Source organism: Gordonia paraffinivorans, assembly GCF_900683595.1.
In the GTDB taxonomy this organism is placed as follows: Bacteria; Actinomycetota; Actinomycetes; order Mycobacteriales; family Mycobacteriaceae; genus Gordonia; species Gordonia paraffinivorans.
Genome location: NZ_CAACYD010000006.1, coordinates 1277556 through 1304187 on the forward strand (window position 1 = coordinate 1277556; position 26632 = coordinate 1304187).

Consider the following 26632-nt stretch of genomic DNA (forward strand, 5'->3'; position numbering starts at 1 on the left):
GCGTCGACCTGCCGCAACTCACACCAACATCTTCCGCATCAGCACTCGCGGGAATCCGTTCAACACCGAGGTCGTGTCCGCGGCCTTGGTGAACCCGTGCTTCTCGAACAACCCGCGGGTCCCGACATAGGCCATCGTGAGATCGACCTTCGCCCCGCGGTTGTCGACGGGGTAGCCCTCGATCGCCGGGGCGCCGTTGGATCGCGCGTACTCGACCGCGCCCTCGAGCAGCGCATGTGAAATGCCCTTCTTCCGGTGGCCGGGTCGCACCCGGATGCACCACACGCACCACACCGGGAGGTCGTCGACGTGCGGGATCGTGCGATTGCGGGCGAACGTCGTGTCTGCGCGCGGTGACACCGCCGCCCAGCCCACGACCTCCTCTGTCTCCCCGCTCGTGTCATACGCGAGGACGCCGAGCGGAATCCCGCTGTCGCACAACTGCTTGACGAACTCGCCTCGCTGCTCGCGCTGCAACTGCTGGTTCTGCTTGCTCGGTATCCGGTAGCTGAGACACCAGCAGACGTTGGAGGTCGGCTTCTTGGGACCGACCATCGTCGCGATGTCGTCGAAGACGGTGGCGGGCCGGACGTCGATCGTCATGCACCCACTGTCGCGAGGCTCGTCCGGGATTTCAAGGGACAGAACCGGTCCGCGTTCAGCGGCTCGTTCTCGATCCGTACACCGTGCGATACCAGACGGCGGTGAGGATCTCGATGGCCGTCTCGTCGTCGGGGATCGACCCGGCGACCCCGCCCCGGACGGCGAGCCAGGACCAGCACGACGATTCGAGCATGTTGACCAGGACGGTCGCGAGCGGTTCGAGGGGGATGCCGATGTCGTACCCGCCGCGCTCGGCGCCGTGCAGGCCGGCGAGCACCTGCTTGATGCCGGCAGCGCGTTGCGCATGCCAGCGGTCGCGGAAGTCGTCGTCGAGCATCGACATCTGGAACAGGCCGATGATCTCGGGCAGGTACTTCTTGTAGGTGGTCCAGTAGGCGGTCACGGCCTGGCGGACCCCGTCCTCGGGGTCGGTGTTCTTGCTGGCGAGCGAGGCCTCGACCACCTCGTTGCTGAACTGGTCCAGCAGCGCCTCGAGCAACTGATCCTTGTTGTCGTAGTAGTTGTAGAACGACCCCGTCGAGCGGCCCGCGGCCTGTGCGATGTCGGAGATCTTGGTGTTCAGGTAGCCCTTCTCGGCGAAACAGCGTCGCGCTGCGTCGAGGAATGCAGCCTCCGTTTGACGTCCCTTGTTCGTCGGCGGCACCGCGCACTCTCCTTCCGCGGGGCGGTTCATCTCATCGAATCACGCAACTGCGTCCGGTTCGCGGACGTCTCGTCGGAGACTGTGGCCCTTGTCATATTCTGAACCTGAATCTAGCATCAGAAAATCCGCGCGGGAACAGCCTGGGGAGGGACTCCGCGCAGGACGTCGCCTGTCACGCCCTCCCGACCACAGCTCAGGAGTGGAGCCCATGGAATCGTTCATCCAGCACCGGAAGGGCCGCACGCCGCGGCAGGTCCACCGCGACGTCGAAGACCTCAAGGACGACGAACTCGGCCGCTACGGCTTCACCGGCCGCACCGCGCACCTCTACCGGCGCAACGATCCGACGCAGTTCCGCGCGGTCGGGACCCACACCGGCGTTGACAAGTTCGTCACCGAGCTGACCCCGACCGATCAGATCGATCCGGCGGGCGAGCCGTTGCTGATGTTCTACAACGACGACTGCCGCATCTCGCTGAGCCGACGCAGCGAGGCAGCGCCGTTCTGGTTCCGGCCGGTCGACGGCGACGAGCTGTTCTTCGTCCACGAGGGCACCGGCTACTTCGAGACCGAGTTCGGCCGCCTGCCCTACCGCCCCGGCGACTACCTCTACATCCCGAAGGGCTGCACGTACCGACAGGTCCCCGACAACCCGTCGCTGCTGCTGATCATCGAGGCGGTCGAGGAATTCCGGGTGCCCGAGCCCGGTGTGCTCGGACGGTTCTTCCCGTTCGACTCCTCGCTTGTCGTCGTGCCCGAGGCGGAGGCCTTCGAGGGTGACGGCCGCGACGAGTACGAGGTCCGGTTCCGCCAGCGTGACGGCGAGACGACCCTGTACTACCCGTTCCACCCGCTCGACGTCGAGGGCTGGCGCGGCGACCTGTTCCCGTTCACGTTCAACATCGAGGACTACGACGTCATCACCTCGGAGTCGGTCCACCTCCCGCCCACCGTGCACCTGTTCATGCAGGCGACCGGCGTCTACGTCATGAACTTCCTTCCGCGACCGGCGGAGTCGCGCAAGGGTGCCGAACGACTGCCCTGGTACCACCGCAACACCGACTTCGACGAGATCGCGTTCTTCCACGGCGGCAAGCTGTTCGGCGTCGACATGCCGCCCGGCTTCATCTCCCTTGCGCCACAGGGCCTTCACCACGGCATCCCGGAACGGGCCCGCGAACGGTCGCGGCGCAAGTTCGACGAGTTCGACCGCGTCGAATGGAAGGTCATCGCGATCGACACCCGACGCCGCCTGATCCCCACCCCCGTGATGACCGGTTCGGCCGATTCCGCGGCCGCCGAGGTCCCCGAAGGAGCCCGCGCATGACGGCCACGCTGCCGCGTCACGAGTACGAACGCATCCCCTACCTCGTCGTCTTCGACGACACGTCGGCCTACAAGGACACCTACGGCGGGGTCACCGAGAGCGTCGTCCTCGAGAGCTACCTGCTCAAACCCGTTGGGGTGCCATCAAAGAACGTCATCATTTTCATGCACCCCATCGGCGGTGGCGCCTACCTGCCGATGACGAACGCGCTCGCGCGGGCCGGCCACCACGTCATCTACTGCAACAGCCGATACCGCGGCGTCGACAGCGCGCTGATCATGGAGAAGGTCGTCCAGGATCTGGGAGCCTGCGTGAAGGACGCCAAGGAACGCCTCGGCTACGAGAAGGTCATCCTGGCCGGCTGGAGCGGTGGTGGGGCGCTGTCGCTGTTCTATCAGCAGCAGGCGCAGCGCGCGACGATCACCGAGACCCCGGCGGGGGAGCCGCCGGACCTCACCCGGCTCGACCTGCCGGCCGCCGACGGCATGATGCTCCTCGCGGCACATGTCTCGCGCCACGGGACGTTGACCGAGTGGATGGACCCGTCGATCCTCGACGAGAACGACCCGGACAAGCGAGATCCCGAGCTCGATCTGTACAACCCGGACAACCCGAACCAGCCGCCGTACAGCGCCGAGTTCCTGGAGCGCTACCGTGCCGCGCAGATCGAGCGGAACCGGCGGATCACCGCCTGGGTGAAAGAGCAGCTCGCCGAGCTCCGCGGCCGCGGCGAGCCGCTGATGGAGCGCGGGTTCATCGTGCACGGCACCATGGCCGATCCGCGGTGGCTCGATCTCTCCGTCGATCCCAGCGATCGCGAACTCGGTTGCTACCTGGGCGATCCGCGCATCGTGAACATGGGACCGGTCGGTCTTGCCCGCTTCTCGACGCTGCGGAGTTGGCTGTCGCAGTGGAGTTACGACGACGCCAACGGCGACGGGCCGCGCTGTGCAGCCGATCTCGAGGTTCCCACGCTGGTCATCGGCAACTCGGCGGACAACGCGTGCACGCCCAGCCACACCAAGAGGCTGTTCGACGCGGTCGGACACCCGGACAAGACGATGCACACCATCGTCGGTGCGACGCACTACTACTCGGGCCGCGACCAGATCCCCAAGCTCAAGGAGGCGGTCGGGATCATCACCGAGTGGCTGGGGGAGCGCGGCTGGGCGAACTGATCCGTACCGGACCCGGCGCGTCCGAGATCCGCCCCTGATCTCCACCCTCGGCAGCGCAGCGGATGCCATGACGTCATCCGCTGCGCGCTGGAGGGCGGATTCGGGGCGGCTTCCCAGGCCCCGGCTCAGCCGAGCAGCTTCTTCTGCACCTTGCCCATCGCGTTTCGGGGAAGCGAGTCGACGAACCGGATCTCGCGCGGGCGCTTGTGATTCGACAGTTCGCCGGCGACGAACTCGATGAGTTCGGTGTCGGCCACCTCATCACCCACCACGTAGGCGACGATCCGCTGGCCGAGGTAGTCGTCGGGGACGCCGATCACCGCGACCTCTCGTACCGCCGGGTGGGCGAGCAGCACCGTCTCGATCTCGCCCGCCCCGATGCGGTAGCCGCCCGACTTGATGAGGTCGGTGGCGCGCCGGCCGACGATGCGGTGCATACCGGACGGATCGATGACGGCGACGTCGCCGGTCGCGAAGAACCCGTCGTCGAGCCAGGATTCGGTGGTCGCCTCCGGCCGGTTGAGGTAGCCCGAGGACATCATCGGTCCGCGCACGTGGAGGTCGCCGACGCTCTCGCCGTCGTGGGGGACGTCCTCTCCGCCTTCGCGGAGTCGCGTCTCGACCCCGGCCAACGGCAGTCCGACCCACCCGGGCCGTCGTTCGCCGTCGACGCGGGTGCTCACGGTGATGAGCGTTTCGGTCATGCCGTATCGCTCGACGATCTCGTGCCCGGTCAGGTCGCGGATCCGCTCGAAGACGGGCACCGGCAGGGGCGCGCTCCCGGAGACCAGCACCCGCGCCGACGAGAGGGTCCGGGCCGCGTCGGGGTCCGCGCCGACCCGGCTCCACACCGTCGGCACCCCGAAGAACATCGACGCCCCGGATTCGGCGGCCGCGGCATACCCCGGCGCGGTCGGTTTCACGGTGTGGATCAGCCGGCCGCCGCGTCGGAGCGGGCCGAGCACACCGAGGATCAGCCCGTGCACGTGGAACAGGGGGAGGCCGTGGGCGAGCGTGTCGTCGGCGGTCCACAGCCAGGCGTCGGCGAGCGCATCGAGTCCCTCGGCGATCGCGTGGCGGGTGATCGGCACGCCCTTCGGCAGTCCGGTGGTACCGGAGGTGTAGAGGATCAGGGCCGTTGAATCGGCGCGCGGTTCGGGGTGCCGGTGCCACGACTTCGCGTACCGGCGGACCGGGACGATGGGCAGGGTGGTCTCATCCGGGGCCGGACCGAGCCACGCCTGTGCACCGGAGTCGGAGAGGATGTGCTCGAGTTCGCGCGGCCCGGAGTCGGGCGGCACCGGCACGACGGGGACGCCGGCGATCAATCCGCCGACGACGGCGAGGACCGTGTCGACGGTCGGCTGCGCCAGAACCGCGACGGTTCGCGCTCCCGCTATCCGTTCGGCGACGGCGGTCGCGGCGCCGACCATATCCTCGCGGGACAGGTGATCGTCGCCGATGCGGACGACTTCGGGATCATCCGGGGCTGTGGGGGTCAACGTCGGCAACAGCACTTCTCCAGGGTGCCATGTCGCGGACCCGTTTCCGCGGAAGCACTCTCGGCCCGCGTGGTCACCCGTCGCGGGCGAGTCGCTCGGCGCGTTCCTTGATGCCGCGGAGCATCCTGCGTTCCATGATCAGCGATCCGGGCTCCATCGGGATCATCCCGAGTCTCCTGGCGAGCCCCGGCAGACGAAATCGGTTGCGGCTGATCAGTCGAGTGCCGTCGCCGTGGGGCACCAGCGTGAACGACCACAGCCAGTTGCCGTCCGCGGTCAGGGTCGCGTACGCGCGGTTGGGTTCTGCGACGACGACTTTCGGAGCGCGCGGCGCATCACCGATCGTGTCGCCGACGACGGGGTGCTGGTACTCGGGGAGTATCCGGTCGACGCTGTGCATGTCCAGGCCGAGCAGGTTCTCGATCCAGTCGTAGGTGTACGCGCCGCCTCGCGGGGACGGTCCCATCTGGACGAGCCACGGGTAGACGGCCTCCGGCGGCGCGTCGACGGTGATCGCCCGCGTGGCGATGCCGTCGGCGTCGGGGAGCAGTTCGTCGCCGGGCAGTGTGGCGGTCGCCTCGTCGACGGTCGCGCCCCAGGTCATCACCCACGGGCGGACGAACGCCCGGTAGGTCTCGGCGAGCGCCGCCGCTCCGAGGAGGCCGGCTGCGAGTGTGAGCGGACGGGTCTTCAAGTGGTCCTCCGTGCGGCGACAGGGATCGGTGACGCGGTGTGCGGGTCGCGGTGTCGAAGGGCTCGACGCCCGAGAACTGCGAGGGCGATCTCCACGAGCCGATCACCGTGATCACGGGCCGGCGGAAGAAGATCTGCAGCACCGTCAACTGTACGGCGATCCCCGCGATGAGCGACGCGCCGCCGGAGAAGACCTCCGGTGACGCCCCATCGTGCACGCGAGAGCCCGGGCTGTCGAGGTTCGTCCATACCGGCCGACGCCGGTCGACGATCCGGGAAGTGACCGCACCACTCCGGTCTCGGCCGTGGCCGACGCCGCGTCGTGGCTACAAGGGCACCATCGCGGGTGTCGATGCCGCTCCCTAGGGGCGCACCCACCCGTCGGCCATGAACTCCACCAGCAACTGCGCCTTGTTGCCGATGGGTCGTCCGGCCTCCTCGTAGCGCCGGACCACCCGCCGGTAGTGCTCGCGCACGGTGCTCTCGGCGATGCGGTGGATGTGCGAGGTCTCGCGGAGGGTCGCGCCGAGTGTGTAAGTCTTCAGGATCTCGCGCTCGCGTTCGGTCACCCGTACACGGTTGGCGGGTGCGGCCGCCGACGATTGCGCCGGTGGTCCGACGACGGTGGCCAGTGCCTGTTCCAGCGCCGTCTCGGCGCCGTGTGCGCGCGGCGAGATCCGGATCTGGTCACGGCCGACGAGACCGTCGCCGACGAAGACGGTCTGGACGTTCCGCAAGCGGGGTGCCCGCCGGACCAGGTTGAGGACCCCGGCGGACCGGACGATCAGCAGGGCGGGGTTGCGCAAGGCGGACAGTTGCGCGGGCTCGACCAACGTCGCGTCGTACCCGCAGCCCTCCACGAGGGCGACGAGCGCGGCGTCGTAGATGTCGCCTTCGGCGACCACGGCGACGGGTCTGCGGGCGGACGAGGATGGTGCCGGTGTGGGTGCGGAGGTCGGTGACGTCTGTCCGACCGAGGCCAGGTGAGACGGCACCGTGACCTCTGGGGTCTCCTGGGGTCGTTGCAGTTCGTCGAGAGGGGCTGACATCGATACGGTCCTCCTGTTGACACGGTTTGTCAGGAAACCGGCCTCGGACATCGCCGTGGGGCCGATCGACTCATGCCCCGAAGCCGTGATCGACCTTTCTCGCGATCATGTGCAGACGTCTGCGAATGCGTTCCTCCGCAAACTCCTACTTCTCCAGACTTGCGAATCAGATGTGGCATGTCACGTTTTTTGCGACCTGATTGATAGGCAATGGGTACTGACGCGCTCGAGAAACCGAGTTGTGTGCGTGATCACGCACGATTGACGCGTTTCAGGCAAAATCATGCACATGCCGAATCGTCTGCGAGTACTGGTGGCCTCGCCCCTGGGCCACGTGGTCGCGGCTCCCCTCGAGTCTGCTCTGGACTCCGCCCACATCGCCGTGGCCACCGACGAGGACGAGTTCGTCAGGTCGGTCGTCGGCAACGTCAGGTTCGACGTCGTCGTCTCCGATCTCATCTGGAACCGGCCGGAGATGGAGTGGACCTTCGACGGCCTCGACGCCATCGGGATCCTCGCCGAGCACGACCGACACGCGCCGGTCATCCTCGCCACCCAGGGGTACGGGTTGGAGCAGGACCACCTCGACGAGGCGCGACTGCGGAACGAGGTCGTCGGTGTCATCGCGAAGTCCGACGGGTTCGCCACACTGATGAACTCGATCCGGGCGGCGGCGCTGGGACAGTCCGTCGCCGAGAAGGTGGAGCCGCCGCGACGCAAGCCGCTCTACGAACTGCTGACCGGTCAGCGCGGGCACACCGCCGGCCGCCTGGCCGGCGCGATCGCATCCGGAAACGCCTCCGACGGCGCCAGTCTGGCACGGGCGGCGAAGGTCTCACCCAACACGGCGAACAAGGTGACGAGCCACTACCTGGGGCCGATCATCGAGGCGCGGGGCGAACATCCCGCGGCATCGCCGATGACACAGGCCGCCGTCTACCGGTGGTGCGGTCTGCACGCCCGCTATCTGATCAGTTGGTGCCGCCGGCACGGACATCCCGACGTGCTGGCCCCGATGCCGTGAGTTCCGAGCGGGCCGGGGTGAATCCGGGGTCGTGCACCGACCGGAGGAACCACTCGAGGATCTCGACCCCGGCCAGCGCCCCGGTCCCGGCGGTCACCTCGAGGCCGGGGATCGTCCAGCCGAGGCTTTCGAGTTCGCCGTGGCGCGGTCGGATCGCGAGATCTGCGTAGGAGAGCAGGTCGGTGTCGAGTCGGCCGTCACCCGCGGCGTGGAGCCGCGCGTCCGCGGCGAGCAGCTCGTCGTCGACGAGCCTGCGACGCACTTCCGCGACCGCCGAGGACTTGGTGAGCGCTCGCGGCGTCGTGTAGATCTTGCGCCCCTGCTGCGACGCGGTCCAGCCACGCCGCTCGCACCACTCCCGCCAGTCGGGGAGAAACGCCTCGGGCTGGGCGTCCGGTTCGACGACGAGGTAGCAGAACAGGTCATCGGCGGTACGCAGCGAACGCACCCACGAGTCGTCGATCCGTCGGCGCAGTTCGGTGAGCATCTCGTCGAGGCCGGCACCCGACGCGATCACCACGCGTTCGATGTGTCGCCGCCAGTCGGCATCGTCCTCGCCGTCGACGAGGATGCGGCCGCCGTTGCTCACCACCGCATGACGGAACGGGGCGCCGGGCAGCGTGATGCGCTCGTACTGCGCGGGTGACCGCGTGGTGGTCGGGACCACCGGCACCTCCGCGGCGAGCTGCGCGAGGAGTTCGACGGCGGTGGTGGTCATGTACGACAGCGGCCCGCCGCGGTAGATCTCGACACACACCGTGTCGAGGCGGGCGAACTGGTCGGCGCCCATCGCGGCCTCGGAGTAGATCAGCGTGCGGTCGAGGTCGGTCGCCACAAGGGCGCTCGCCGGACCGACACCAGCGCTCACGCGTCTTCCTTGATTAGTCCGACGCACGAGTACGCGAGGTCGGGAGAGACCTCCACCGGTACGCCGCGTTCGGCCGCGAGCAGGCGGATGTGCCGGTGTTCGGGCAGGTCGCCCTCGCGCACCAGGACACGCCACGGCACTCGCCGCAGGAGCACGCGCGTGGTCTCGCCGACGCCCGGCTTGACCAGGTTGACCGACGACAGCCCGTATTCGAGACGGATCTGTTCCACCGACCTCCATCCCGCCCAGGTCGGGGTCCTGCTCTCCGGCGTCATCGCGGCCAGGCGGTCGCGGACGCGGTCGCGAACCGCCTCGAACTCGGCGCTGACGGAATCGAGGAACTGCGCGGAGACGTCGTGTTCGGCGAGGTGCCGGTAGAACTTGGCGCCGTGGAACTCGCCGGGACCGATGTGATCGGCGTTCAGGACAGTGCGCGACACCAGTCCGGAGACCGTGGAGTTCAGGCAGGCCGAGGCGATGAGGAAGTCGTCGCGCGTGCCGTACAGCGTGGTGCACGATCCCGGGTCGGCGAGTACGGCCAGCTCGTCGTTCAGCCGCGGACGGTCCGGGAGTCGCGCGTACTCGGCGAGCGCCGCGGTGAGTTCGCGCTGGATGGCGCCCTTGCCGGTCCATCCGTCGACGAAGACGATCGACTCGCCGGAATGCCGGGCCACGATGTGATCGAGCGCCACGGTGTCGATCCCCCGGTCGCGCACGATCGAGATCGTGTAGTGCTGCGGCTCGATGCCGTGCACGGTCTGCATCCAACGCCGGATGAGGATGCCGACGGGGGTGCCGGCGCGGGCGAGGGAGACCAGGGTCGGAGCCGGAGATCGTTCGGCCAGAACGAGTTCCGAGACGACGCCGACCGCTTCGGCGAGCCGGCGTGCCGAGGTGCGGAGCGTCTCGTGGAAGAGTTGTCGGTACTCCGGGCCGGGTTGGTACTCGATCGGCAGCGACTCGGCGTAATGGGCCTGCCCGGACTGGATACGGCGCTCGCGCTCGCGAAGATCGCCTTCCAGCGCGACATCGGACAGATCCTTGAGCAGCCAGGTGACCTCGTCGGGTGCGTAGGAACCGAACTGCGGCCCGCACAGCGGCGGAGTCCGTGTGGCGTCGAATGCGGTCATCGTGAGATCTCCTGAGACGCGGGCGTCGCGGCCGGGTGCTGCGGGGCGGCGGGCAGGATCGTCAGGGTCACCGGATGCCCGGCGGCGGTGAGCACGTCGAGCAGGCCGCCGGGGGCGCGGAGGTCCGCGGTGTCGGCGGGTGTGTCGACGACCAGCACCACCTGCGGATCCGGGAACACGGCCGACGACACGTTGTAGACGAATCGCGGCGTTCCCGGGTCGGATTCCGGTGCGTGGAAGCGGAATCCGCGGCGCAGGGGATAACCGGGGACGTCGTGCACCTGGGCGGGGGACCGGGTCGTGGTCTGGTAGCCGGTCGCGAAACCCCGTCGCTCGATGCTCTCGGCGATGCACAACGGCGCGTACATGAGCTCTTCGTGACCGATCACCACGACGGGGCGGCCCGGCTCGAGGTGCGCGGTGATCGTCTCGGCGACGGAATCTGCGGCGCGATGGAACGCCGCGGAATCGTCGCGCAGGAATCCGTGCCGCCCGCCGTCGGGGACGTCGTCGGGCCAGTCGAGTTCGATCTCGGTGACCGGGGCGCGTTGTGGCGCCACCGGATTCAGGTCGTCGGATGCCAGCTCCCAGACCTCGTCGAGCAGCGTCGGCGGGAGCGACACCGAACCCTGGGCGAGACTGACGTAGGCGACCTCGACCCCGAGTTCGGCTGCGGCCTTGTCGCATTCGGCGCGTTGGTCGAGGGTGCGCATGTCCACCAGCGACGCGACGACGAATCGCGTCCGGGGGTGGGACCCGATGACGGACTCGATCGCGCGGACGGCGGTGGTGCCGGTGGAGATCTCGTCGTCGACAAGGATCAGCGTCTCGTCGCGGGTGCGGGCGTCGAGGAACGCGGGGTCGCCGGGCTGCAGGAGGTGGGTGGTCGCATGCGAATGCCCTTCCTCGAACGTTCCCGACACCATCACCCCCGGCAGATGACGACGCGTCGAATGGAGATAGCGCGAGGCCGAGATGGCCTCGGCCACGCAATGGCCCAGTCCCGTGGCGGTCTCGGCGAAACCGAAGACCACGGCGTCGCGGGCGGCGTCGGTCCCGATCCGGTCGATGATCGCCGCACCGAGGTCGTCGGCGGCACCGCGCACGCGGCGGACAGGTGTCGGGATGTGCTTGCCGAGCACCGTCGACACGAGCAGGTGTGCGCGCCTGCGGTTGTGTCGGAGACCCAGAACGACGAGGTCGCGCAGCCGATGACCGGCGTGGCCGCCTCCCTCGGCGGTGACCTCTACACCGAAACGAGCGGTGACCCAGTCGGGTTCGCGTTCCGCTGTGGTGACCTGAACTGTCACCGGGACACCGCTCCCTGTCGGGCGAGCGCGGTCAGCAGGTCCACGAAGGTGACGCCCTGCCGGGTCACACCGAATGCGGCGGCACGATCCATCACGCGTAGCGCCCAGTTCCGATGTGGCTTCAGCTCGTTCATCTTGTTCCGATACGACGACGCCCGCACACCGCCGGAATCGGCGGCGAGGATGTCGAGCGCGTCGTGGTACTCCTCATGGGTCACCGCGGACAGGGCATGCACCGCCGCGACGTGGGCCGGATGGATGACGGTCTTGCCGTGCAGGCCGTTCGCGCGGTCGAGGGTGATCTCGCGGAGCAGTCCGTCCATGTCCCGGCTCACCAGTTGCTGCCGGAAGTACACCGCATCGCTCTCGCGGAACGGCGTGTGGCGCAGCAGCGGCTGGAAGAGCCGCTCGTGGTCGGCGAAGTACTCCCACACCGGTCCGGTCACGATGAAGCCGGACTCGTCGGTGCGTCCGAGATGGTTGACGATCCCGGCGATCACGTCGGCGGCCACCCGTACGTCATAGATCGTGAGGTCACGGTCGCGGCGGATGCCGAAGTAGCCACAGATGTCGGTGGCACCGATCCGCACGGCGAGCACGTTCGAGCGGAACGCGGCGAGGTGTGCCGCGATGGTCGCGAGTTCCTCGTCGCGCGTCTCGCGATGGACGACCGATGCGGACTCGAGCACCGGCATCACCCAGAGATGCTGTCCCAGGGCAGAACTCGCCTGCCGGACCGCATCGATGGCCGCACCGGCGTTGGCGGCGGAGAACTTCGGGATCACGAAACCGGTGAGCGCGCTCGGAGCACCGTTCGCCCGGTCGCGCAATGCCTCGACGATCGACGAGATCCGGTCGGCCGAGCGCGGGCGGACGAACAGCAGAACCGGGTCACCGGGATGGTCGGAGATCTCCTGCAACGCGGAGACGGCGTGGCCGATGGCGTCGGCCTCCTCGTGATCGGCGACGGCGTCCTCGAGGTCGATCACCATCGAGACCACCCCCTCGGAGCGCCGCCTGCGGATGACGCCCGCGAGGTCGGGGCGCGTGGCCGGCACGTACAGCGTCGCGCCCAAACCGATCGCCAGCCTCTGTGCGGGCCAACTGCGGTCGATCGGCTCCGGAGGGCGACAGAACAGGGACTCGATGACCGACTGGCCGAGATGGTCGAAATGTCGGAGTGTTCCGGGTTCGAGTCGGGCGTGATCGTGACTTGCGGCGATCGTCATCGTGCGGCCACCTGTCCTCTCATCCGGGAGATGATCTCGATGATCCGGTCGTCCACGGCGCGAAGCTGGGTGAGATAACCCCAGTAGTCGGGGTGGACGCGATCGAGGTCTCCCTTCGCACGCTCGATCCGGTCGGCCTGAGCATCGAGGACAGAACCCCATTCGTCAACCAGGGAATGGTTCACCGCGAACAGCTGGGCGTCGCGCAGACGGAACCGGACACGCTGCTCGGCCGCCTGCGGGTCGGCACGGACGTCGCGGAGCACCCGAACCCGTTCGAAGACGGCGTCGACCGCATCCTCGGCGACCGCGAGATCGTCGCGCGCGGCGTCGGCCTGCTGGATGGCCTGGTCAGGGGCATCGGCGAGCATCCTCCGGGCGTCGGAGATGGCGGCGTCGGCATGCGCAAGGCGCTCGTAGACGGTGGTCTCGGTGTTTTGCAGGTCGGCCGAGCAGTCCGCGCTGAACTCGCGCCGCAGGATCGACAGCATCTCCGGCACCCGGGCCCGGCGGTTGGCGATGGCACTGCGTCGCGTTTCCACCGACCGGATGACCTGACGGGCCCGCTCGGTGTACGTCGGCGCCTCGGCCAGGACCTGTTCCAGGTTCGTCGCCGCGGCGATCACCGATCTCGCCGCGGACTGCCGTTCGGGCAGACCCGTGGCCTGCTCGAAGGTGCGCAGCGCCCGGCCGAGCGCGTCGGTGGCGTCGGTCACCGTCTTCAGTCGACCGAATGACGGACCGGCGTTCTCGAGCGCGGTCATCGCCCGGTTGGCCGCGACCTTGGCCTCGTGCTCCTTGGACTGGGCCGACTGCATGGCGCCGCGGGCCTGCATCAGGGCGGCGGAGTTGGCGTCGGCGAACCGGCGCATGGACGCCGTGACACCGCGCAAGTCGTGGGTCACCCGGTCGATGTCCTGCTGACGGATGCGTGCGCCTTCGGGCGGAGAGGCGATTTGGAGGTACTCGGCGGTGATCCGCGCGTGCTCCTCGCGCAGCGCCGACCACGCGGCCCGTAGGGGTGTGCGGGGATCGAGGGCGGCCGCTGCACCCACCGCCGGGTCGATGTCAGCGAGGACGGATTCGGACTCGAGGAACGCCGATGTCATTTGTTCCGACGATGCAGGTGGAGCGGAATTCGTGCGTGAATCGTTGCGGAACCAACGACGTACGAAATTCCCGGACACGCTCTGATGCTATCGGCTGGATTTCATCCGCGTCTGTGGCCGCAGCCACCGGCTCACGGCGGGGTGGGCACCGATCACGGCGGGTGCGCGGACGTGGCGTCGATTGGCTTACGTGGGGCGGTCGGCAGGCGGCCTCCCCGGCGAGAGAGGCACGTCGAATGCAATTGGTACAACGCTCCAAACGTGTGGTCGAGGCGAGGCTGAACAACACCGCGGTTCGTGCGTTGAGCGGATCGATGGTCGCCTATGAGGGGCAGGTCGCGTTCAAGTCGGCCGGCTTCGGTGGAGGCGACGGGGTGCTCGCCGGCCTGAAACAGCGGGCGACCGGTGAGGGCCTGTCGCTCATGGAGGCGTCGGGCACCGGTGTCGTCTACTTCGCGCACGACGCCGCGGAGACCACGATCATCGAACTGAACAACGAGACGCTGCAGGTCGAGTCCGAGCAGCTGATGGTGCTCAACGGGAACCTGCAGACCAACGTCACCTTCGCAGGCCTGCGCGGCGCGTCGTCGGGTCAGGGTTTGTTCACGACGACGGTCACCGGGCACGGACAGGTGGCGCTCATCTCCAACGGTGGGCCGCTGATCCACCTCGAGGTGTCACCGCAGTATCCGCTCGTGGTCGACCCCGACGCCTTCGTCTGTGCGCGTGGGCAATTGAGCCAGTCGTTCGTGACCGACGTGTCCTGGCGGTCGGTGATCGGCCAGGGCAGCGGCGAGGCATTCTCGCTGCGCTGGGACGGTACCGGCGTCGTGTCGATCCAGCCGGCCGAGCGGTGAGGGCGAGGTAGATCGATGTTCACCAAGGTCAACAGCAAGGTCGTCTCCGTCGACATCGGCCGCACCGGCCCCGTGGTCGCCCGCAAGGGCGCGATGCTCTTCTACAAGGGCGAGGTCCTCTTCCAGCCGCATCAGATCGCCGGCGGCGGGATGGGCGGCGGAATGCCGGGCATGGGGGCGATCGGAGGCATGGCCGGCCGCATGCTCGCCGGCGAACACGAGTCGACGATGATCGCGCAAGGCAACGGCGAGGTGCACTACGGCTACCGCGGCATCGAGGTCCACATCGTCGATCTCGGCCAGGTCGGCGGCACCATCCGCGTGGAGGCCTCGCGGCTCCTCGCCTACGGCGCGAACCTGCAGGCATCGGTGGTCTCGGTGGCCTCGCAGGGAGGCGGCGGAGGCGGAGGCGGCGGTGGCCTGTTCGGCGCGCTGCGTTCCGCGGCGGCGGGCGTCGTCACCGGACAGGGCATGTTCACCACCCAGGTGTCCGGTCCCGGACAGGTCGTGATCCTCGGACACGGTGGGGTCTTCGAGCTCGAGGTGTCGCCGCAGAAGCCGCCGGTGACCGTCGATCCGCAGGCCTTCGTCGGCGCGTTCGGCCAGGTCACCACCACTCTGAGATCGACGGTCAGTTGGCGCAACGTCGGCCGAACCGGCGGCGAGGCAATGCAATTGGAATGCGCCGGCCAGGGAGTCGTGTACGTGCAGGCATCGGAGGAGAAGCTGTGAGCCAACTCAACACCGTGTGGAGTCCGATGAATCTGCCGTCGGACGACAATGTTCCCGACAACAACTACTCGTTCTGCATCGACCTGAATCCCGCGCAGCCGTGGTTCATGTCCAAGGGCGCGATGATCGCCTACTACGGGCAGATGCAGTTCACCGCGCTGACGCACGGTCTGCAAGGACAGCTGCTGCAGATGGTGGCCCAGCAGTTCTCGGCGCCGCTGTACCTCGGGGACTACGTCGTCGCCGAAGGCCAGGGAAAGCTGATCATCGGCGACCGCGGCTACGACATCAACGCCTACGACCTCGAGGACGGCAACCTCACCATTCGGGCCGCGAACCTCCTTGCGTTCCAGCCGCAGTTGTCGCTCAACCAGTCCATCGTGCCGGGCTTCCTCACCATCATCGGAACCGGCAAGTTCCTGGCGTCGTCGAACGGGCCCGTGATGTTCGTCGAACCGCCGGTGCGGGTGGACCCCGAAGCCCTCGTCGGGTGGGCCGACTGCCCGTCGCCGAGCCACCACTACGACCAGGCATGGGTGAACAGTTTCATCACCGCGGCCGGGATGCGGCTGGGCATCAACTCCGGTGAGGAACGCCAGTTCGACTTCACCGGCTCCGGAACCGTTCTCGTCCAGTCGAGCGAGAAGGTCCGCGACGACTCGACGGTGGTTCGCACCATCCAGGGGCAGCTGCCCGGTCTGTCGACCTCCGGTCTGCAACAGATCAACCAGCAGATAACCCAACAGCTCACCCAACACCAGGGCTGATTACGCGACGGCAACTGCGCCGCAGGTCGAGATGACCTGCGGCGCAGTGGTGTCTGCGGCCGGGGATTCGTCGGCTCGGCGACACCGTCGGTCAGCAGTAGGTGTCGCGTGGCGATACCTACTGCTGAATCGTCGTCGTTTCCCCCGGGCCGACGTCGTTGTCGGTACGCCGATACGACGAAGGGCCGGCGGGTCGAAAACCCGCCGGCCCCTCGAGGGATTGCAAGCCGTCAGACCGAAGCGGTCTCGTTCGCCTGCCGCTTACGCCGCACGATGCTCGACACGAGTGCCGCGACGATCAGGACCAGACCGATGAGGCCGGTGATGATCTCGGGGACGTGCGTGCCGATGGAGTAGAGCAGGATCAGTGCCAGGGCACCGATCGCCCAGTGGGCGCCGTGCTCGAGGTACTCGTATTCCGACAGCGTTCCCTTGCGCACCAGGTAGACGGTGAGCGAGCGGACGAACATCGCGCCGATGAGGCCGAGGCCCAGCGCGATGAGGATCGGGTCCGCGGTGATCGCGAACGCGCCGATGACACCGTCGAACGAGAACGACGCGTCGAGAACCTCGAGGTAGAGGAACAGGAAGAAGCCGGCCTTGCCGGTGGCCTTGGCCAGGTCGCTCGGACCGGAACGACCGTTGGACTTCTGGGCCTCCTGCTCTCCCTCGGACGAGTGCGCGAGTTCTTCGACCTCGTCCTCGACCTCGACGTTGAAGAACTCGCCGAGCCCGTTGACCAGGATGTAGGTGATCATGCCGAGCGCGCCGGCGATCATGACCGTCGAACGCTCGTCCTCGGGCGCGATGAACGACGCGGTGAGCACGAGCAGGCCGATGGCGATGACGACCTCGAGCATCTCGAGCTTGCCGATGCGCTCGAGCGGCCGTTCGATCCAGGTGAGCCAGGTGAGTTCCTTCTCCTCGAAGAGGAAGCCGAGGAACAGCATCAGCAGGAACATGCCGCCGAAAGCCGCGATCTGCGGGTGTGCGTCGGTGATGATCGTCTCGTAGCTCGGGTCGTTGGTGCCCGGGAAGTACGCGGCGTCACCCGGCGGCGGGTTCAGCGCGAGGTCGAGGGCCTCGACCGGGTTGAGACCCGATGCGAGCCAGACGATGACCAGCGGGAACACCAGCCGCATACCGAAGACGGCGATCACGATGCCGATCGTCAGGAAGATCTTCTGCCAGAAGTCGCTCATTCGGCGAAGGACCGTGGCGTTGATGACCGCGTTGTCGAAGGACAGCGTGACCTCGAAGACACCGAGGATCGCGGTGAGGATCAGGGCCTCGACGCCGCCGTACAGGAACGCGACGACGAGCGCTGCGATCGTGACGACGAACGAGAGGCCGAATATTCGTACTACCACGTGATTGTGGCCTTTCTGGAGGAGCAGATGGACCGGCCGACAGCGTCGTCGGTGTATGTCATGACACGGAGATGCCGCACCCGTCGTGACGATGGGTGCGGCATCTACGAGGTGTGCTGCCGTTCAGTCAGGGTCGGTGAGGGTCAGACGTTGACGCCGAAGTCGCGGGCGATACCCGCGAGGCCGGAGGCGTAACCCTGACCCACGGCGCGGAACTTCCACTCGGCGCCGTGCCGGTACACCTCGCCGAAAACCATCGCGGTCTCGGTGGAGGCGTCCTCGGTCAGGTCGTAACGAGCGATCTCCGAACCGTTGGCGCGGTTCACGACGCGGATGAACGCGTTGCGCACCTGGCCGAACGACTGGCCCCGAGCGTCCGCGTCGTAGATCGAGACCGGGAAGACGATGGTGTCGATCTCCGGCGGAACCGAGGCCAGGTCGACGTTGATGACCTCGTCGTCGCCCTCGCCCTCGCCGGTCAGGTTGTCGCCGGTGTGCTCGATCGAGCCGTCCGGCGAACGGAGGTTGTTGAAGAAGACGAAGTGCTGGTCGGACAGGACCTTCTTGTTGGTACCGAGCGCGATGGCGCTGGCATCCAGGTCGAAGTCTGCGCCGGTGGTGGTGCGAACGTCCCAGCCGAGACCGACCGCGATCGCGGTGAGGCCCGGGGCCTCCTTGGTCAGCGAGACATTGCCGCCCTTGCTCAGGCTCACGCCCATGGTTGCGCCTTTCTGTTGGTACGTGGTCTGCATGCCGTCCGACGAGCCGGGATTGCCCGGGCACTCGGAGCGATCGACAACACTCTATGTGAAGGGTGTGTCACGGTCACTGCTTCAGACGGATGACCTGCGGTTTCGGCACGACTGCATCGAGTTGGAGGCAACGACCGGGCGCGGGACCGCCCGGTGGAGGTGGCACTGACCCCGCGGACCGACCCGACACCCCGGGGAGCGGCTGACGTCAGCGCACGTAACCGGTGAGCTGATACGTCTCCGGCGGCTTGACCACCGACGAGTACAGCGACACCTGCGTGAAGGCGCCCTTCTTCGGGGCGAACAGGTAGACGCCGACCGGGTACACGGCGTACTTGCCCGCGGCGCAGTTGGGGATGCACAGGTTGCGGTGTTCGGTGCCGTAGCCGACGGCGACGGCGTCGGTCCACGCCAGCCACCGGATGTCCTTCACGATGATCCCGGCGTCGGCGCAGAAGATCGAGGAGAGCGTCCTGGGCTGGACCTGTTTCGAGCCGTCGCATCCGCCGACCACGGTCACCACGGGGGTCGGCGCAGGAGCAGCGGACGCCGGGCCCGCCGTGCCGAACAGAGCGACGACGGCCGCAAACGCGGCGACCACGAGGATTCTGAAGCTGTTTCTACGCATGTGTCTCGCCTCCGAGATGCCGAGGTGGTCCCTGTCGGGCGCAAGACCCTCGATGTCGCATTCTCGACGGCTGGTCCCGGTCGCACCGGGGAATCCGCAGAGCACGGCACGGATGCGAACACGACGAAGCCCCGTCCGGTCGCTGGACCGGACGGGGCTTCGGGTGCTCGGAAAGCAGGTTACGAGGCTCAGGCCCCGATGATGAACTCCTCGAGCTGAGCGCGCGCGACGTCGTCGGCGAGCTGCTTCGGCGGGGACTTCATCAGGTAGGCCGAGGCCGGGATGATCGGGCCGCCGATGCCGCGGTCCTTGGCGATCTTCGCCGCGCGGATGGCGTCGATGATGATGCCGGCCGAGTTCGGGGAATCCCAGACCTCGAGCTTGTACTCCAGGTTCAGCGGCACGTCGCCGAAGGCGCGACCCTCGAGGCGGACGTAGGCCCACTTGCGGTCGTCGAGCCATGCGACGTGGTCCGAGGGACCGATGTGGACGTTCTTGTCCTCGACCTTGCCGGCGAGCGAGCCGGTCAGGTTGGAGGTGACGGCCTGGGTCTTGGAGATCTTCTTGGACTCCAGGCGCTCGCGCTCGAGCATGTTCTTGAAGTCCATGTTGCCGCCGACGTTCAGCTGGTAGGTGCGGTCGAGGGTGACGCCGCGATCCTCGAACAGCTTCGCCATCACGCGGTGGGTGATGGTGGCGCCGACCTGGCTCTTGATGTCGTCGCCGACGATCGGGACGCCGGCGTCGACGAACTTCTGCGCCCACTCGGGGTCGGAGGCGATGAACACCGGCAGGGCGTTGACGAAGGCGACGCCCGCGTCGATCGCGCACTGCGCGTAGAACTTGTCGGCCTGCTCCGAGCCCACCGGCAGGTAGCTGACGAGGACGTCGACCTCGGCGTCCTTGAGGGCCTGGACGATGTCGACGCCCTGGCCGTCGGCCTCGGTGATGGTCTCGAGGTAGTACTTGCCGAGGCCGTCGAGGGTGTGACCGCGCTGGACGGTGACGCCGGTCGGCGGCACGTCGGCGATCTTGATGGTGTTGTTCTCGCTCGCGAAGATCGCGTCCGAGAGGTCGAAGCCGACCTTCTTGGCGTCCACGTCGAAGGCGGCGACGAACTCGACGTCGCGAACGTGGTACGGGCCGAACTTCACATGCATCAGACCCGGCACGGTGGAGTTCTCGTCGGCGTCCTTGTAGTACTGCACGCCTTGCACCAAGGATGAAGCGCAGTTTCCTACGCCCACAATGGCAACGCGCACCTTATTGGGCTCACCCATGGTCGGGCTCTCCTTCTTGTCGCGGCATCGCAGTCGTTCCCTGCGCCACCGTTGTTTTCACTTGCTCGGCAACTCCGAGCCGTTTTCATCCCGGCTCGGCGTCGAGCTCGGTTCTTCGAAATCGTCATCGGATGGCCCGGGGTCGGTCGTCGACCCCGGATCGTCGTGTGACAGCTCGTCCCCGACGCTCTCCGCCCCGGTGGTGTCCGAGGTGAGGTTGTCGGAGTCGAACGGGCTGAAAGTCCCCTTCTCCTGACGGGAGCTCTCTGCCGCGATCAGTTCATTGAGCCAGCGGACCTCCCGTTCGCTGGACTCGAGGCTGAGCTGATGCAGCTGGCGGGTGTAGCGGTCGACCGAACGGTTGGACCGTCGCAGGAGCTCGCGCAACCCTTCGCGGCGTTCTTCGACCTGCCGGCGGCGTCCCTCGAGGATGCGCATGCGCGCGACCGCGGGGGTCCGGCTGAAGAACGCCAGATGAACACCGAAACCGTCGTCGGTGTAGTTCTGCGGACCGGTGTCGGCCACGAGTTCGGCGAACCGCTCGCGGCCGGCGTCGGTGAGTTGGTACACCCGACGCCCCCGCCGGACCTTTCCGCCCGAGGGGGCGTCGGCCTCGACGATGTAGCCGTCGGCCTGCATCCGGCGCAGGGTCGGATACAGCGAACCGTAGGAGAAGGCACGGAAGGCCCCGAGGAGGCCGGTGAGCCGCTTGCGCAGCTCGTAACCGTGCATGGGGGATTCGAGGAGCAGGCCGAGAATCGCCAACTCGAGCATCGGTCACCCCCCTCGGTTCGTGTGTGCAGATCATGTCTCGGGGCGTTCTGACGGTTGGACATACCGCTCCGATGTGTTCGCCAATGTATCGCACCGATATAACCGTGTCCACGATGGGTGGCGAAGGCCATAGACGTGCGGGATGTCGCGGCCGATCCCGATCCGCTGGACCGGACCGTCACGCCGACGACAAACGCGTGACCACGTACGCTTGAAACCGTGCAGCGCCAGATCGTCGACTACGCCCTCCAGCGGCGTACTCGGCTGTCCGCGGTCCATTCCGGGCGGACGGCCGTCGCCGACGTCTGCGACGCGAGTCCTTATCTCCTGCGCGCGGCGAAGTTCCACGGGCGGCTCAGCGATGTGTTGTGCCCGATCTGCCGGAAAGAGCAGGTCACCCTCGTCTCGTGGGTGTTCGGCGAGCGGCTGGGCCAGGTGAGCGGATCTGCCCGCAGCAACGAGGAGATCGCCCGGCTGGCGACCACCGCCGAGGAGTTCACGGTCCACGTGGTCGAGGTGTGCCGGACGTGCAGCTGGAACCATCTGGTGCAGTCATACGTTGCCGGGCTGCCGCCCCGGTCCACGCGACGGACCCGGCGAGTGGCCAAGTAGCAGTGCGCCCACCAGCGGTTTTCCAGCCGTCGACGCGCGTGCTGTCACAGTGGAATGGCAAAGGCTTTGAAAAGTGGCCGGGGCCGGCGACGCGAGACGTCGCCGCGCCCGGTTGGAAAGGTGGACGATGAGCGAGGTACGCGGTTCTTCGCCCACGCCGCGAGGGACGGGTTCCCGATCCGCCCGCGGTGGTAGCAGCAGCGGTCGGGGCCGGTACTCGGCGGCCGCCGAGGCGGCCGCGCGGAACAAGCGTTTCGCCTGGGCACTGGGTGCGGTCGGCGCCGTCGTGCCGGCGATCGTGCTGGTCCTGATCGTCGCGTTCGCCTGGACCTATCTCACCGCCGAGATCCCCGAGCCGGAGGTCAGCCAGAAGGCGACCATCGTCGACACCTCGGGTCGTACCATCGCCGAGGTCACCCAGCCCGACGGCAACCGCACCGTCGTCCCGTACGACGAGATCCCCGAGGTGATGATCCAGGCGATCGTCGCCGCCGAGGACCGTGAGTTCTGGACGAACAACGGCTTCTCGCCGCGGGGTCTCTCACGAGCGGTCATCGGCCAGATCACCGGCGACACGTCCGCCGGCGGTGGTTCGACGATCACCCAGCAGTACGTGAAGAACGCGATCGTCGGCGACGAGCGCAGCTTCAGCCGCAAGTTCAAGGAACTCGCGATCGCGGCCAAGATGAACGAGCGGCATGGCTGGACCAAGGAGAAGATCCTCGAGGCCTACCTCAACACCATCTATTTCGGTCGGGGTGCCTACGGCGTCGCCGTCGCGACCCAGAAGTACTTCAACAAGTCGATCACCGATCCAGCGCGCGCGAAGAAGAACCCGCTCACCTTCGAGGAGGCGGCGCTGCTCGCGGGCGTCATCCGCGCGCCGTCCTACTACGACCCCGAGACCAACCCCGAGGCCACCGAGGCCCGCTGGCGCTACGTGGTCGACAGCATGGTCACCACCGGCGCCATCACCAAGCAGCAGGCGGCCGAGGCGAAGTTCCCGAAGACCGTCAAGCCGCGCGCCGACGCCACCGACGTGACCCCGGGCCCCAACGGGCTCATCAAGCGGCGGGTGCTCGAGGAACTCGACACGATCGGCATCAGCGAGCGTGAGTTGCGCACGGGCGGGCTCAAGATCACCACCACGATCGACCCGCAGGTGCAGAACGCCGTGGTGCAGGCGGCCTGCCGGAAGAACAAGATCTACAAGTGCCCCAACGGCAAGCTCAACGGCGAGCCCGAGGACCTGATCGCGTCGGTGGTCTCCATCGACCCGCAGACCGGCGGCGTCCGGGGCTACTACGGCGGGGACGACGCCGAGGGCTGGGACCTCGCGCAGGCAGGCCTGCAGACCGGGTCGTCGTTCAAGGTCTTCGCGCTGGTCGCCGCTCTCGAGCAGGACATCCCGCTGTCGAAGGTGTACAGCTCGGCTCCCTTCGAGGCCACCGGCGGTCTCGTCGTCGAGAACTCCGACGGCGAGAGCTGCGGTTCGTGCAACCTCGCGACCGCGATGAAGATGTCGCTGAACACCGTGTACTACCGCCTCATGATGGACCTCGAGAACGGCGCCCGCGACGTCGCCGACGCCGCGCATCGTGCGGGTGTGGCCGAGTCCTTCGGCAACATCGAGAAGACCCTGCAGGAGCCGAACGGCGAACCCGAGGGCGGTGTCGTGCTGGGGCAGTACCAGTCCCGCGTCATCGACATGGCCTCGGCGTACGCGACGCTCGCCGCGTCGGGCGTCTATCACGAGCCGTACTTCGTTCAGAGGGTCGTCGACGCGAAGGGTGACGTGCTCTTCGAGCGCAAGCCCGAGGGCAAGCGGGTCTTCCCGGCGAAGGTCGCCGACAACGTGACCGCCGCGCTTCAGCCGATCCCGGCCTACTCGAATGGCAACTCGCTGTACGACTCGACGCTCGGAGCGCGCCCGGCGGCCGCCAAGACCGGCACGGTCCAGCTCGGTGACACCGGCCAGAACAAGGACGCCTGGATGGTCGGGTACACCCCGCAGCTGTCGACCGCTGTCTGGGTGGGCACCAACGACGGCACTGCGCTGAAGAACTACAACGGCGCCTCGATCTACGGCTCCGGTCTTCCCGCGTCGATCTGGAAGGCGGCCATGGACGCCGCGCTCGAGGGCAAGGAGATCAAGCAGTTCCCCGAGCCCGAGGAGGTCGGCGGCGTGGCCGGTGTCCCGTACGAAGCGCCCGCGACGACCTACGCACCGGCCCCGTCGACCCGCGATCGCGGTCCGTCGTTGCCGACGTTCGACATCCCCGACCAGGGCGGTGACGGCAACCTGACCCTGGCGCCGGGCGTCACCATCCCGATCCCGGGAGCCCCGCGGGGCGGCGGTGGCGGTAATGGCGGTAATGGCGGTAATGGCGGAGGTGCCGGTGGTGGCGCTGATGGTGGTGCCGGTGGCGGAACCGGTGGCGGCGCTGATGGTGGTGCCGGTGGCGGAACCGGTGGCGGTGCCGGCGGTGGTGCGGGCGGCGGAGGAGTCCCTGAACCGCCGATCGGCTGACCAGGACACCTCGGCTGACGCCGAACCCGCCTGGGACAGCCCGGTACCTCGCGCACCCGACACCCGCGTCGACTCCGAGCGTGTGCTTCCCACGCGCACCGATTCCCTCGTCCGTGAGGCGAGTTCGGTGGTGGGCGGACCGGTCGGCGCACATGCGGTCATCGGCCGCAGCCGTCATCTCACGCCCCTGCGCGTGCTGTTCGCGCTCGCACTCTGCGGGTTGATGCTGGGTTGGTTCGGAAAGGCCAGCTGTCTGCAACAGACCCCGGTCGCCGACAGCGCGGCGGGGGCAGGCGCCTCGATGCGTCTGGACTGGGACGATCAACGGCAGTTCACCAACCTCTGCTACAGCGACGTCATCAGCCTCTACGGCGCGGAACGGTTGAACATCGGCGCGCTGCCCTACCGGGACTACTGGTTCCAGGAGGACTCCGACGGCGAGACCATCAAGCGGTACATGGAGTACCCGGTGCTGACCGGGATGTTCATGTACGGCGCCGCACAGCTTTCGCGAGGGTGGGTCTGGGCCACCGAGAACTGGGGAGTGCCGGGCGCCCTGGACGTGGTGCTGTTCTTCACGATCGTCGCGCTCGGCCTGACACTGTTCTGGCTGGTCACGATCTGGGCGACCGCGCTCACGGCGCGAACCCGGATGTGGACGGTGTGGCTGGCGGCCCTGTCACCGCTGGTGTTCGTGCACGCGTTCACCAATTTCGACGCCATCGCCACCGCGGCGGTCGCCCTCGCGCTGCTGGCATGGTCCCGCGAGCGACCCTGGCTCGCCGGAATCTGCATCGGACTCGGCGCCGCGGCCAAGCTCTATCCCGCGCTGCTGCTCGTCGTGCTCGGCGCGCTGTGCCTGCGTAGCGGGCGGGTGCGCGAGTTCGGCGCCACCGCGGCGGCCGCCGCGGCCGCCTGGCTGCTGGTCAACCTGCCGATCCTCATTCCCTACCCCACCGGCTGGTGGGAGTTCTTCCGGTTCAACGCAGACCGTTCGGCCGACGCCGACACGATCTACCGGATCCTTGCCGACTCGCTCGGTTTCACATGGAACATCCACCATCTGAACGCGTTGTCGGTGGGCTTGACGGTGCTCGTCCTGGTGGCGGTCGCCGGGATCGGCGTGGGGGCCCCGCGCCGGCCCCGGGTGGCGCAGCTGGCGTTCCTCGCCGTCGCCGGATTCCTCCTCGTGAACAAGGTGTGGAGCCCCCAGTACTCGCTGTGGCTCGTGCCGCTCGCGGTGCTGGCAATTCCGCACACGCGGTTGTTGCTCACGTGGATGACCCTCGACGCGCTCATCTGGATTCCGCGCATGAGCCTCTTCCTCGACGCGGAGAGGCGGTGGCTGCCCGACCAGTGGTTCACCGTCGCGGTCGTCGTGCGGGGACTGATGGTGATCCTGCTGTGCGCGGTGGTGGTCTGGCAGATCTGGCACCCCGGAGACGACCTGGTGCGCCGCGGCAACGACGGTCGCCGGTACGACGACCCCGCCGGCGGTGTGTTGGATGCGGCGCCGGACCGCATGCGGATCAGTCTGGGGCGCAACCGGTCACGAGATCCCGAGCAGAGCCCGCCGGAGAGGGTCGCTGTCGCGGGGACCTGATCCCGCGCGCCGGCGCCCTCCCGATCTCGGAGAGATCCCGGTCCGACCGGAACCGATCCGGTCTCAGCCGCGTCCAAGGGACCATGAATCCCACCCAGCTCCCCGCCCCTGAAGATATCTCCGACTGGTTGGCCGCCGGCGATCGTGCCGCCGAGTTGTCCGCCGAGTCCGTGGCCGTCGACGCGCAGTGGTGGTCGGAGGCCCTCGCCGAGTTCGATCTGCCGAATCCTCTGCTCGGCAACGAGATCGGACGCCGTGATCTCTTCGGCCTCGGGTCCGTCGCCGCGGATTCGCCCGACGACGCGATCGCGTTGCTGTGGAACGTGATCGCGTTCTGTCTCGGCCGGCGGAACTCCGACGGGCGCAAACGGATCGCCGCGGTCGCCGCCGACCGAAAGCGCATCGGTCGGCTCCTGCAGGAGGCGGCACTGGCGGCTCGGGAGGACCCGGGGGCCGCGTTCGCGATGCTGCGACCCGACAAGGGCGGCAACGTGATCGAGCGACTCGGGCCGGCCGGCTTCACCTGGTACCTGTACTTCGCCGGTGCGGGTGATCCGGAGCATCCGAGTCCCGTCCTCGAGACCAAGGTGGCGAGATCGCTACGGAGGGCCGGATGGAAAGGCCTCCGCGACTCCACCTGGACCGCCGCCGATTACGTGGTCTACTCCAAGCTCGTCGACCGGTGGCGCATCGAACTCGGTGTCGACCGCAACGACGTCGTCGTCAACGGGCTCTTCGCGATCACCCCGCCGACCGGCTGGGACCATCCGTGGCAGGCCTGGGAACGCCAGACCTGGGAGAAGGCGAACTGGGTGCGTGGTCCGTTGTCCACCGACGACCTGCGCACCGTCCACCGCTGGTTGCGGACCTTCTCGGCACTGGCACCGAGATCGGCCGAGGCGCAGTCGGAGTTCCGGGATCTGGGGAAGAAGATCAACGCGGCCCTCGACGGCGAGCCGGGCGAGATCCACGACGGGTTCGACGACGAACACGTCTACGGCGGCCACCTCGGCCGACGGTTCTGAGGGTTCGACCGGACGC

Annotated in this window: 25 protein-coding genes; 10 read left to right on the top strand and 15 right to left on the bottom strand. The window is 67.8% G+C overall.

Going from position 1 to position 26632, the window contains the following annotated elements; translation table 11 throughout:
* Nucleotides 1-18: 18 nt before the first annotated feature.
* Both E1P53_RS12765 and E1P53_RS12770 read right to left on the bottom strand, forming a co-directional pair.
* Nucleotides 19-603 carry a GNAT family N-acetyltransferase gene (locus tag E1P53_RS12765; protein WP_131734492.1) on the bottom strand — a complete coding sequence of 195 codons (585 nt, stop codon included), beginning with the start codon at nt 601-603 and terminating at the stop codon, nt 19-21.
* Between the two features lie 55 nt (nt 604-658).
* A complete protein-coding gene (locus E1P53_RS12770; protein ID WP_006901135.1) occupies nt 659-1267 on the bottom strand; it encodes a TetR/AcrR family transcriptional regulator in 609 nt (202 codons plus the stop codon).
* A gap of 208 nt (nt 1268-1475) precedes the next feature.
* On the opposite strand from E1P53_RS12770, the gene E1P53_RS12775 reads away from it, so the two are divergent.
* The gene (locus E1P53_RS12775) at nt 1476-2594 is read left to right on the top strand and encodes a homogentisate 1,2-dioxygenase (RefSeq protein WP_131734493.1); all 1119 of its coding nucleotides are present in this window, start codon (nt 1476-1478) and stop codon (nt 2592-2594) included.
* A complete protein-coding gene (locus tag E1P53_RS12780; RefSeq protein WP_006901137.1) occupies nt 2591-3772 on the top strand; it encodes an alpha/beta hydrolase in 1182 nt (393 codons plus the stop codon). The genes E1P53_RS12775 and E1P53_RS12780 overlap by 4 nt, the downstream gene beginning before the upstream one ends.
* A gap of 125 nt (nt 3773-3897) precedes the next feature.
* Here the strand turns inward: E1P53_RS12780 and E1P53_RS12785 are convergent, their stop codons facing one another.
* The 3 genes from E1P53_RS12785 to E1P53_RS12795 form a co-directional block, all read right to left on the bottom strand.
* Nucleotides 3898-5289 (bottom strand): acyl-CoA synthetase, encoded by a 1392-nt coding sequence (locus E1P53_RS12785; RefSeq protein WP_131734494.1) that lies wholly within the window; start codon nt 5287-5289, stop codon nt 3898-3900.
* Between the two features lie 58 nt (nt 5290-5347).
* Nucleotides 5348-5968 (bottom strand): SRPBCC family protein, encoded by a 621-nt coding sequence (locus tag E1P53_RS12790; RefSeq protein WP_131734495.1) that lies wholly within the window; start codon nt 5966-5968, stop codon nt 5348-5350.
* Between the two features lie 361 nt (nt 5969-6329).
* Nucleotides 6330-7016: a helix-turn-helix transcriptional regulator gene (locus tag E1P53_RS12795; RefSeq protein ID WP_181954832.1), complete on the bottom strand. Its 687-nt coding sequence runs from the start codon at nt 7014-7016 to the stop codon at nt 6330-6332.
* Nucleotides 7017-7299: 283 nt separating this feature from the next.
* Here E1P53_RS12795 and E1P53_RS12800 point away from each other — a divergent pair, with 283 nt between their 5' ends.
* Nucleotides 7300-8040 carry an MSMEG_1198 family transcriptional regulator gene (locus tag E1P53_RS12800; RefSeq protein WP_006901142.1) on the top strand — a complete coding sequence of 247 codons (741 nt, stop codon included), beginning with the start codon at nt 7300-7302 and terminating at the stop codon, nt 8038-8040.
* On the opposite strand, the gene E1P53_RS12805 is transcribed toward E1P53_RS12800, so the two are convergent.
* The 5 genes from E1P53_RS12805 to E1P53_RS12825 form a co-directional block, all read right to left on the bottom strand.
* Nucleotides 7988-8830, bottom strand: coding sequence for an HAD family hydrolase (locus E1P53_RS12805; protein WP_051997225.1), 843 nt, complete (start codon nt 8828-8830; stop codon nt 7988-7990). The two genes, E1P53_RS12800 and E1P53_RS12805, sit on opposite strands and share 53 nt — an antisense overlap.
* 74 nt (nt 8831-8904) lie before the next feature.
* Nucleotides 8905-10038, bottom strand: coding sequence for a cysteine protease StiP family protein (locus E1P53_RS12810; protein WP_006901144.1), 1134 nt, complete (start codon nt 10036-10038; stop codon nt 8905-8907).
* The gene (locus E1P53_RS12815) at nt 10035-11348 is read right to left on the bottom strand and encodes a phosphoribosyltransferase family protein (RefSeq protein ID WP_131734496.1); all 1314 of its coding nucleotides are present in this window, start codon (nt 11346-11348) and stop codon (nt 10035-10037) included. The genes E1P53_RS12810 and E1P53_RS12815 overlap by 4 nt, the downstream gene beginning before the upstream one ends.
* Nucleotides 11345-12577, bottom strand: a complete 1233-nt coding sequence (locus tag E1P53_RS12820; protein WP_131734497.1) for an HpcH/HpaI aldolase/citrate lyase family protein — start codon at nt 12575-12577, stop codon at nt 11345-11347. Before E1P53_RS12820 ends, E1P53_RS12815 begins: the two co-directional genes overlap by 4 nt.
* Nucleotides 12574-13686, bottom strand: a complete 1113-nt coding sequence (locus E1P53_RS12825) for a hypothetical protein (RefSeq protein WP_131734498.1) — start codon at nt 13684-13686, stop codon at nt 12574-12576. Before E1P53_RS12825 ends, E1P53_RS12820 begins: the two co-directional genes overlap by 4 nt.
* Before the next feature lie 236 nt (nt 13687-13922).
* On the opposite strand from E1P53_RS12825, the gene E1P53_RS12830 reads away from it, so the two are divergent.
* Genes E1P53_RS12830 through E1P53_RS12840 form a run of 3 tightly spaced genes read left to right on the top strand, consistent with a single transcriptional unit; the run spans nt 13923 to nt 16042 of the window.
* Nucleotides 13923-14543: an AIM24 family protein gene (locus E1P53_RS12830; RefSeq protein ID WP_006901148.1), complete on the top strand. Its 621-nt coding sequence runs from the start codon at nt 13923-13925 to the stop codon at nt 14541-14543.
* A 15-nt stretch (nt 14544-14558) separates the two neighbouring features.
* The gene (locus tag E1P53_RS12835) at nt 14559-15275 is read left to right on the top strand and encodes an AIM24 family protein (protein ID WP_131734499.1); all 717 of its coding nucleotides are present in this window, start codon (nt 14559-14561) and stop codon (nt 15273-15275) included.
* Nucleotides 15272-16042: an AIM24 family protein gene (locus E1P53_RS12840; protein ID WP_131734500.1), complete on the top strand. Its 771-nt coding sequence runs from the start codon at nt 15272-15274 to the stop codon at nt 16040-16042. The genes E1P53_RS12835 and E1P53_RS12840 overlap by 4 nt, the downstream gene beginning before the upstream one ends.
* Before the next feature lie 230 nt (nt 16043-16272).
* Here the strand turns inward: E1P53_RS12840 and E1P53_RS12845 are convergent, their stop codons facing one another.
* The 5 genes from E1P53_RS12845 to E1P53_RS12865 all read right to left on the bottom strand — a co-directional run bounded on the left by E1P53_RS12845 (nt 16273) and on the right by E1P53_RS12865 (nt 20846).
* Nucleotides 16273-17412 carry a DUF475 domain-containing protein gene (locus E1P53_RS12845; RefSeq protein ID WP_006901151.1) on the bottom strand — a complete coding sequence of 380 codons (1140 nt, stop codon included), beginning with the start codon at nt 17410-17412 and terminating at the stop codon, nt 16273-16275.
* Nucleotides 17413-17555: 143 nt separating this feature from the next.
* Nucleotides 17556-18131, bottom strand: coding sequence for a TerD family protein (locus tag E1P53_RS12850; RefSeq protein WP_006901152.1), 576 nt, complete (start codon nt 18129-18131; stop codon nt 17556-17558).
* A 241-nt stretch (nt 18132-18372) separates the two neighbouring features.
* Entirely contained in the window at nt 18373-18792 is a 420-nt protein-coding gene (locus E1P53_RS12855) for a hypothetical protein (protein WP_131734501.1), read from the bottom strand.
* A gap of 188 nt (nt 18793-18980) precedes the next feature.
* Nucleotides 18981-20072 (bottom strand): inositol-3-phosphate synthase, encoded by a 1092-nt coding sequence (locus E1P53_RS12860; RefSeq protein ID WP_040527064.1) that lies wholly within the window; start codon nt 20070-20072, stop codon nt 18981-18983.
* 57 nt (nt 20073-20129) lie between these two features.
* Nucleotides 20130-20846, bottom strand: coding sequence for a PadR family transcriptional regulator (locus tag E1P53_RS12865; RefSeq protein ID WP_131734502.1), 717 nt, complete (start codon nt 20844-20846; stop codon nt 20130-20132).
* 219 nt (nt 20847-21065) lie between these two features.
* Here E1P53_RS12865 and E1P53_RS12870 point away from each other — a divergent pair, with 219 nt between their 5' ends.
* The 4 genes from E1P53_RS12870 to E1P53_RS12885 all read left to right on the top strand — a co-directional run bounded on the left by E1P53_RS12870 (nt 21066) and on the right by E1P53_RS12885 (nt 26616).
* Nucleotides 21066-21458, top strand: a complete 393-nt coding sequence (locus tag E1P53_RS12870; protein WP_131734503.1) for a DUF5318 family protein — start codon at nt 21066-21068, stop codon at nt 21456-21458.
* 127 nt (nt 21459-21585) lie between these two features.
* Nucleotides 21586-23988: a transglycosylase domain-containing protein gene (locus tag E1P53_RS12875; protein ID WP_131734504.1), complete on the top strand. Its 2403-nt coding sequence runs from the start codon at nt 21586-21588 to the stop codon at nt 23986-23988.
* Entirely contained in the window at nt 23906-25591 is a 1686-nt protein-coding gene (locus tag E1P53_RS12880) for a glycosyltransferase family 87 protein (RefSeq protein ID WP_244941187.1), read from the top strand. The genes E1P53_RS12875 and E1P53_RS12880 overlap by 83 nt, the downstream gene beginning before the upstream one ends.
* Nucleotides 25592-25674: 83 nt before the next feature.
* Nucleotides 25675-26616, top strand: coding sequence for an 8-oxoguanine DNA glycosylase OGG fold protein (locus tag E1P53_RS12885; protein ID WP_131734505.1), 942 nt, complete (start codon nt 25675-25677; stop codon nt 26614-26616).
* Nucleotides 26617-26632: the final 16 nt, after the last annotated feature.

Excerpts from the sequence above, each read along its gene's own strand:
- E1P53_RS12825 (WP_131734498.1), bottom strand. The coding sequence starts at position 13,686 with ATGACATCGGCGTTCCTCGAGTCCGAATCCGTCCTCGCTGACATCGAC.
- E1P53_RS12820 (WP_131734497.1), bottom strand. The coding sequence starts at position 12,577 with ATGACGATCGCCGCAAGTCACGATCACGCCCGACTCGAACCCGGAACA.
- E1P53_RS12880 (WP_244941187.1), top strand. The coding sequence starts at position 23,906 with ATGGTGGTGCCGGTGGCGGAACCGGTGGCGGTGCCGGCGGTGGTGCGG.
- E1P53_RS12800 (WP_006901142.1), top strand. The coding sequence starts at position 7,300 with ATGCACATGCCGAATCGTCTGCGAGTACTGGTGGCCTCGCCCCTGGGC.
- E1P53_RS12775 (WP_131734493.1), top strand. The coding sequence starts at position 1,476 with ATGGAATCGTTCATCCAGCACCGGAAGGGCCGCACGCCGCGGCAGGTC.
- E1P53_RS12835 (WP_131734499.1), top strand. The coding sequence starts at position 14,559 with ATGTTCACCAAGGTCAACAGCAAGGTCGTCTCCGTCGACATCGGCCGC.
- E1P53_RS12860 (WP_040527064.1), bottom strand. The coding sequence starts at position 20,072 with ATGGGTGAGCCCAATAAGGTGCGCGTTGCCATTGTGGGCGTAGGAAAC.
- E1P53_RS12765 (WP_131734492.1), bottom strand. The coding sequence starts at position 603 with ATGACGATCGACGTCCGGCCCGCCACCGTCTTCGACGACATCGCGACG.
- E1P53_RS12830 (WP_006901148.1), top strand. The coding sequence starts at position 13,923 with ATGCAATTGGTACAACGCTCCAAACGTGTGGTCGAGGCGAGGCTGAAC.
- E1P53_RS12780 (WP_006901137.1), top strand. The coding sequence starts at position 2,591 with ATGACGGCCACGCTGCCGCGTCACGAGTACGAACGCATCCCCTACCTC.
- E1P53_RS12850 (WP_006901152.1), bottom strand. The coding sequence starts at position 18,131 with ATGGGCGTGAGCCTGAGCAAGGGCGGCAATGTCTCGCTGACCAAGGAG.
- E1P53_RS12805 (WP_051997225.1), bottom strand. The coding sequence starts at position 8,830 with ATGGGCGCCGACCAGTTCGCCCGCCTCGACACGGTGTGTGTCGAGATC.
- E1P53_RS12795 (WP_181954832.1), bottom strand. The coding sequence starts at position 7,016 with ATGTCAGCCCCTCTCGACGAACTGCAACGACCCCAGGAGACCCCAGAG.
- E1P53_RS12855 (WP_131734501.1), bottom strand. The coding sequence starts at position 18,792 with ATGCGTAGAAACAGCTTCAGAATCCTCGTGGTCGCCGCGTTTGCGGCC.
- E1P53_RS12875 (WP_131734504.1), top strand. The coding sequence starts at position 21,586 with ATGAGCGAGGTACGCGGTTCTTCGCCCACGCCGCGAGGGACGGGTTCC.
- E1P53_RS12865 (WP_131734502.1), bottom strand. The coding sequence starts at position 20,846 with ATGCTCGAGTTGGCGATTCTCGGCCTGCTCCTCGAATCCCCCATGCAC.
- E1P53_RS12810 (WP_006901144.1), bottom strand. The coding sequence starts at position 10,038 with ATGACCGCATTCGACGCCACACGGACTCCGCCGCTGTGCGGGCCGCAG.
- E1P53_RS12885 (WP_131734505.1), top strand. The coding sequence starts at position 25,675 with ATGAATCCCACCCAGCTCCCCGCCCCTGAAGATATCTCCGACTGGTTG.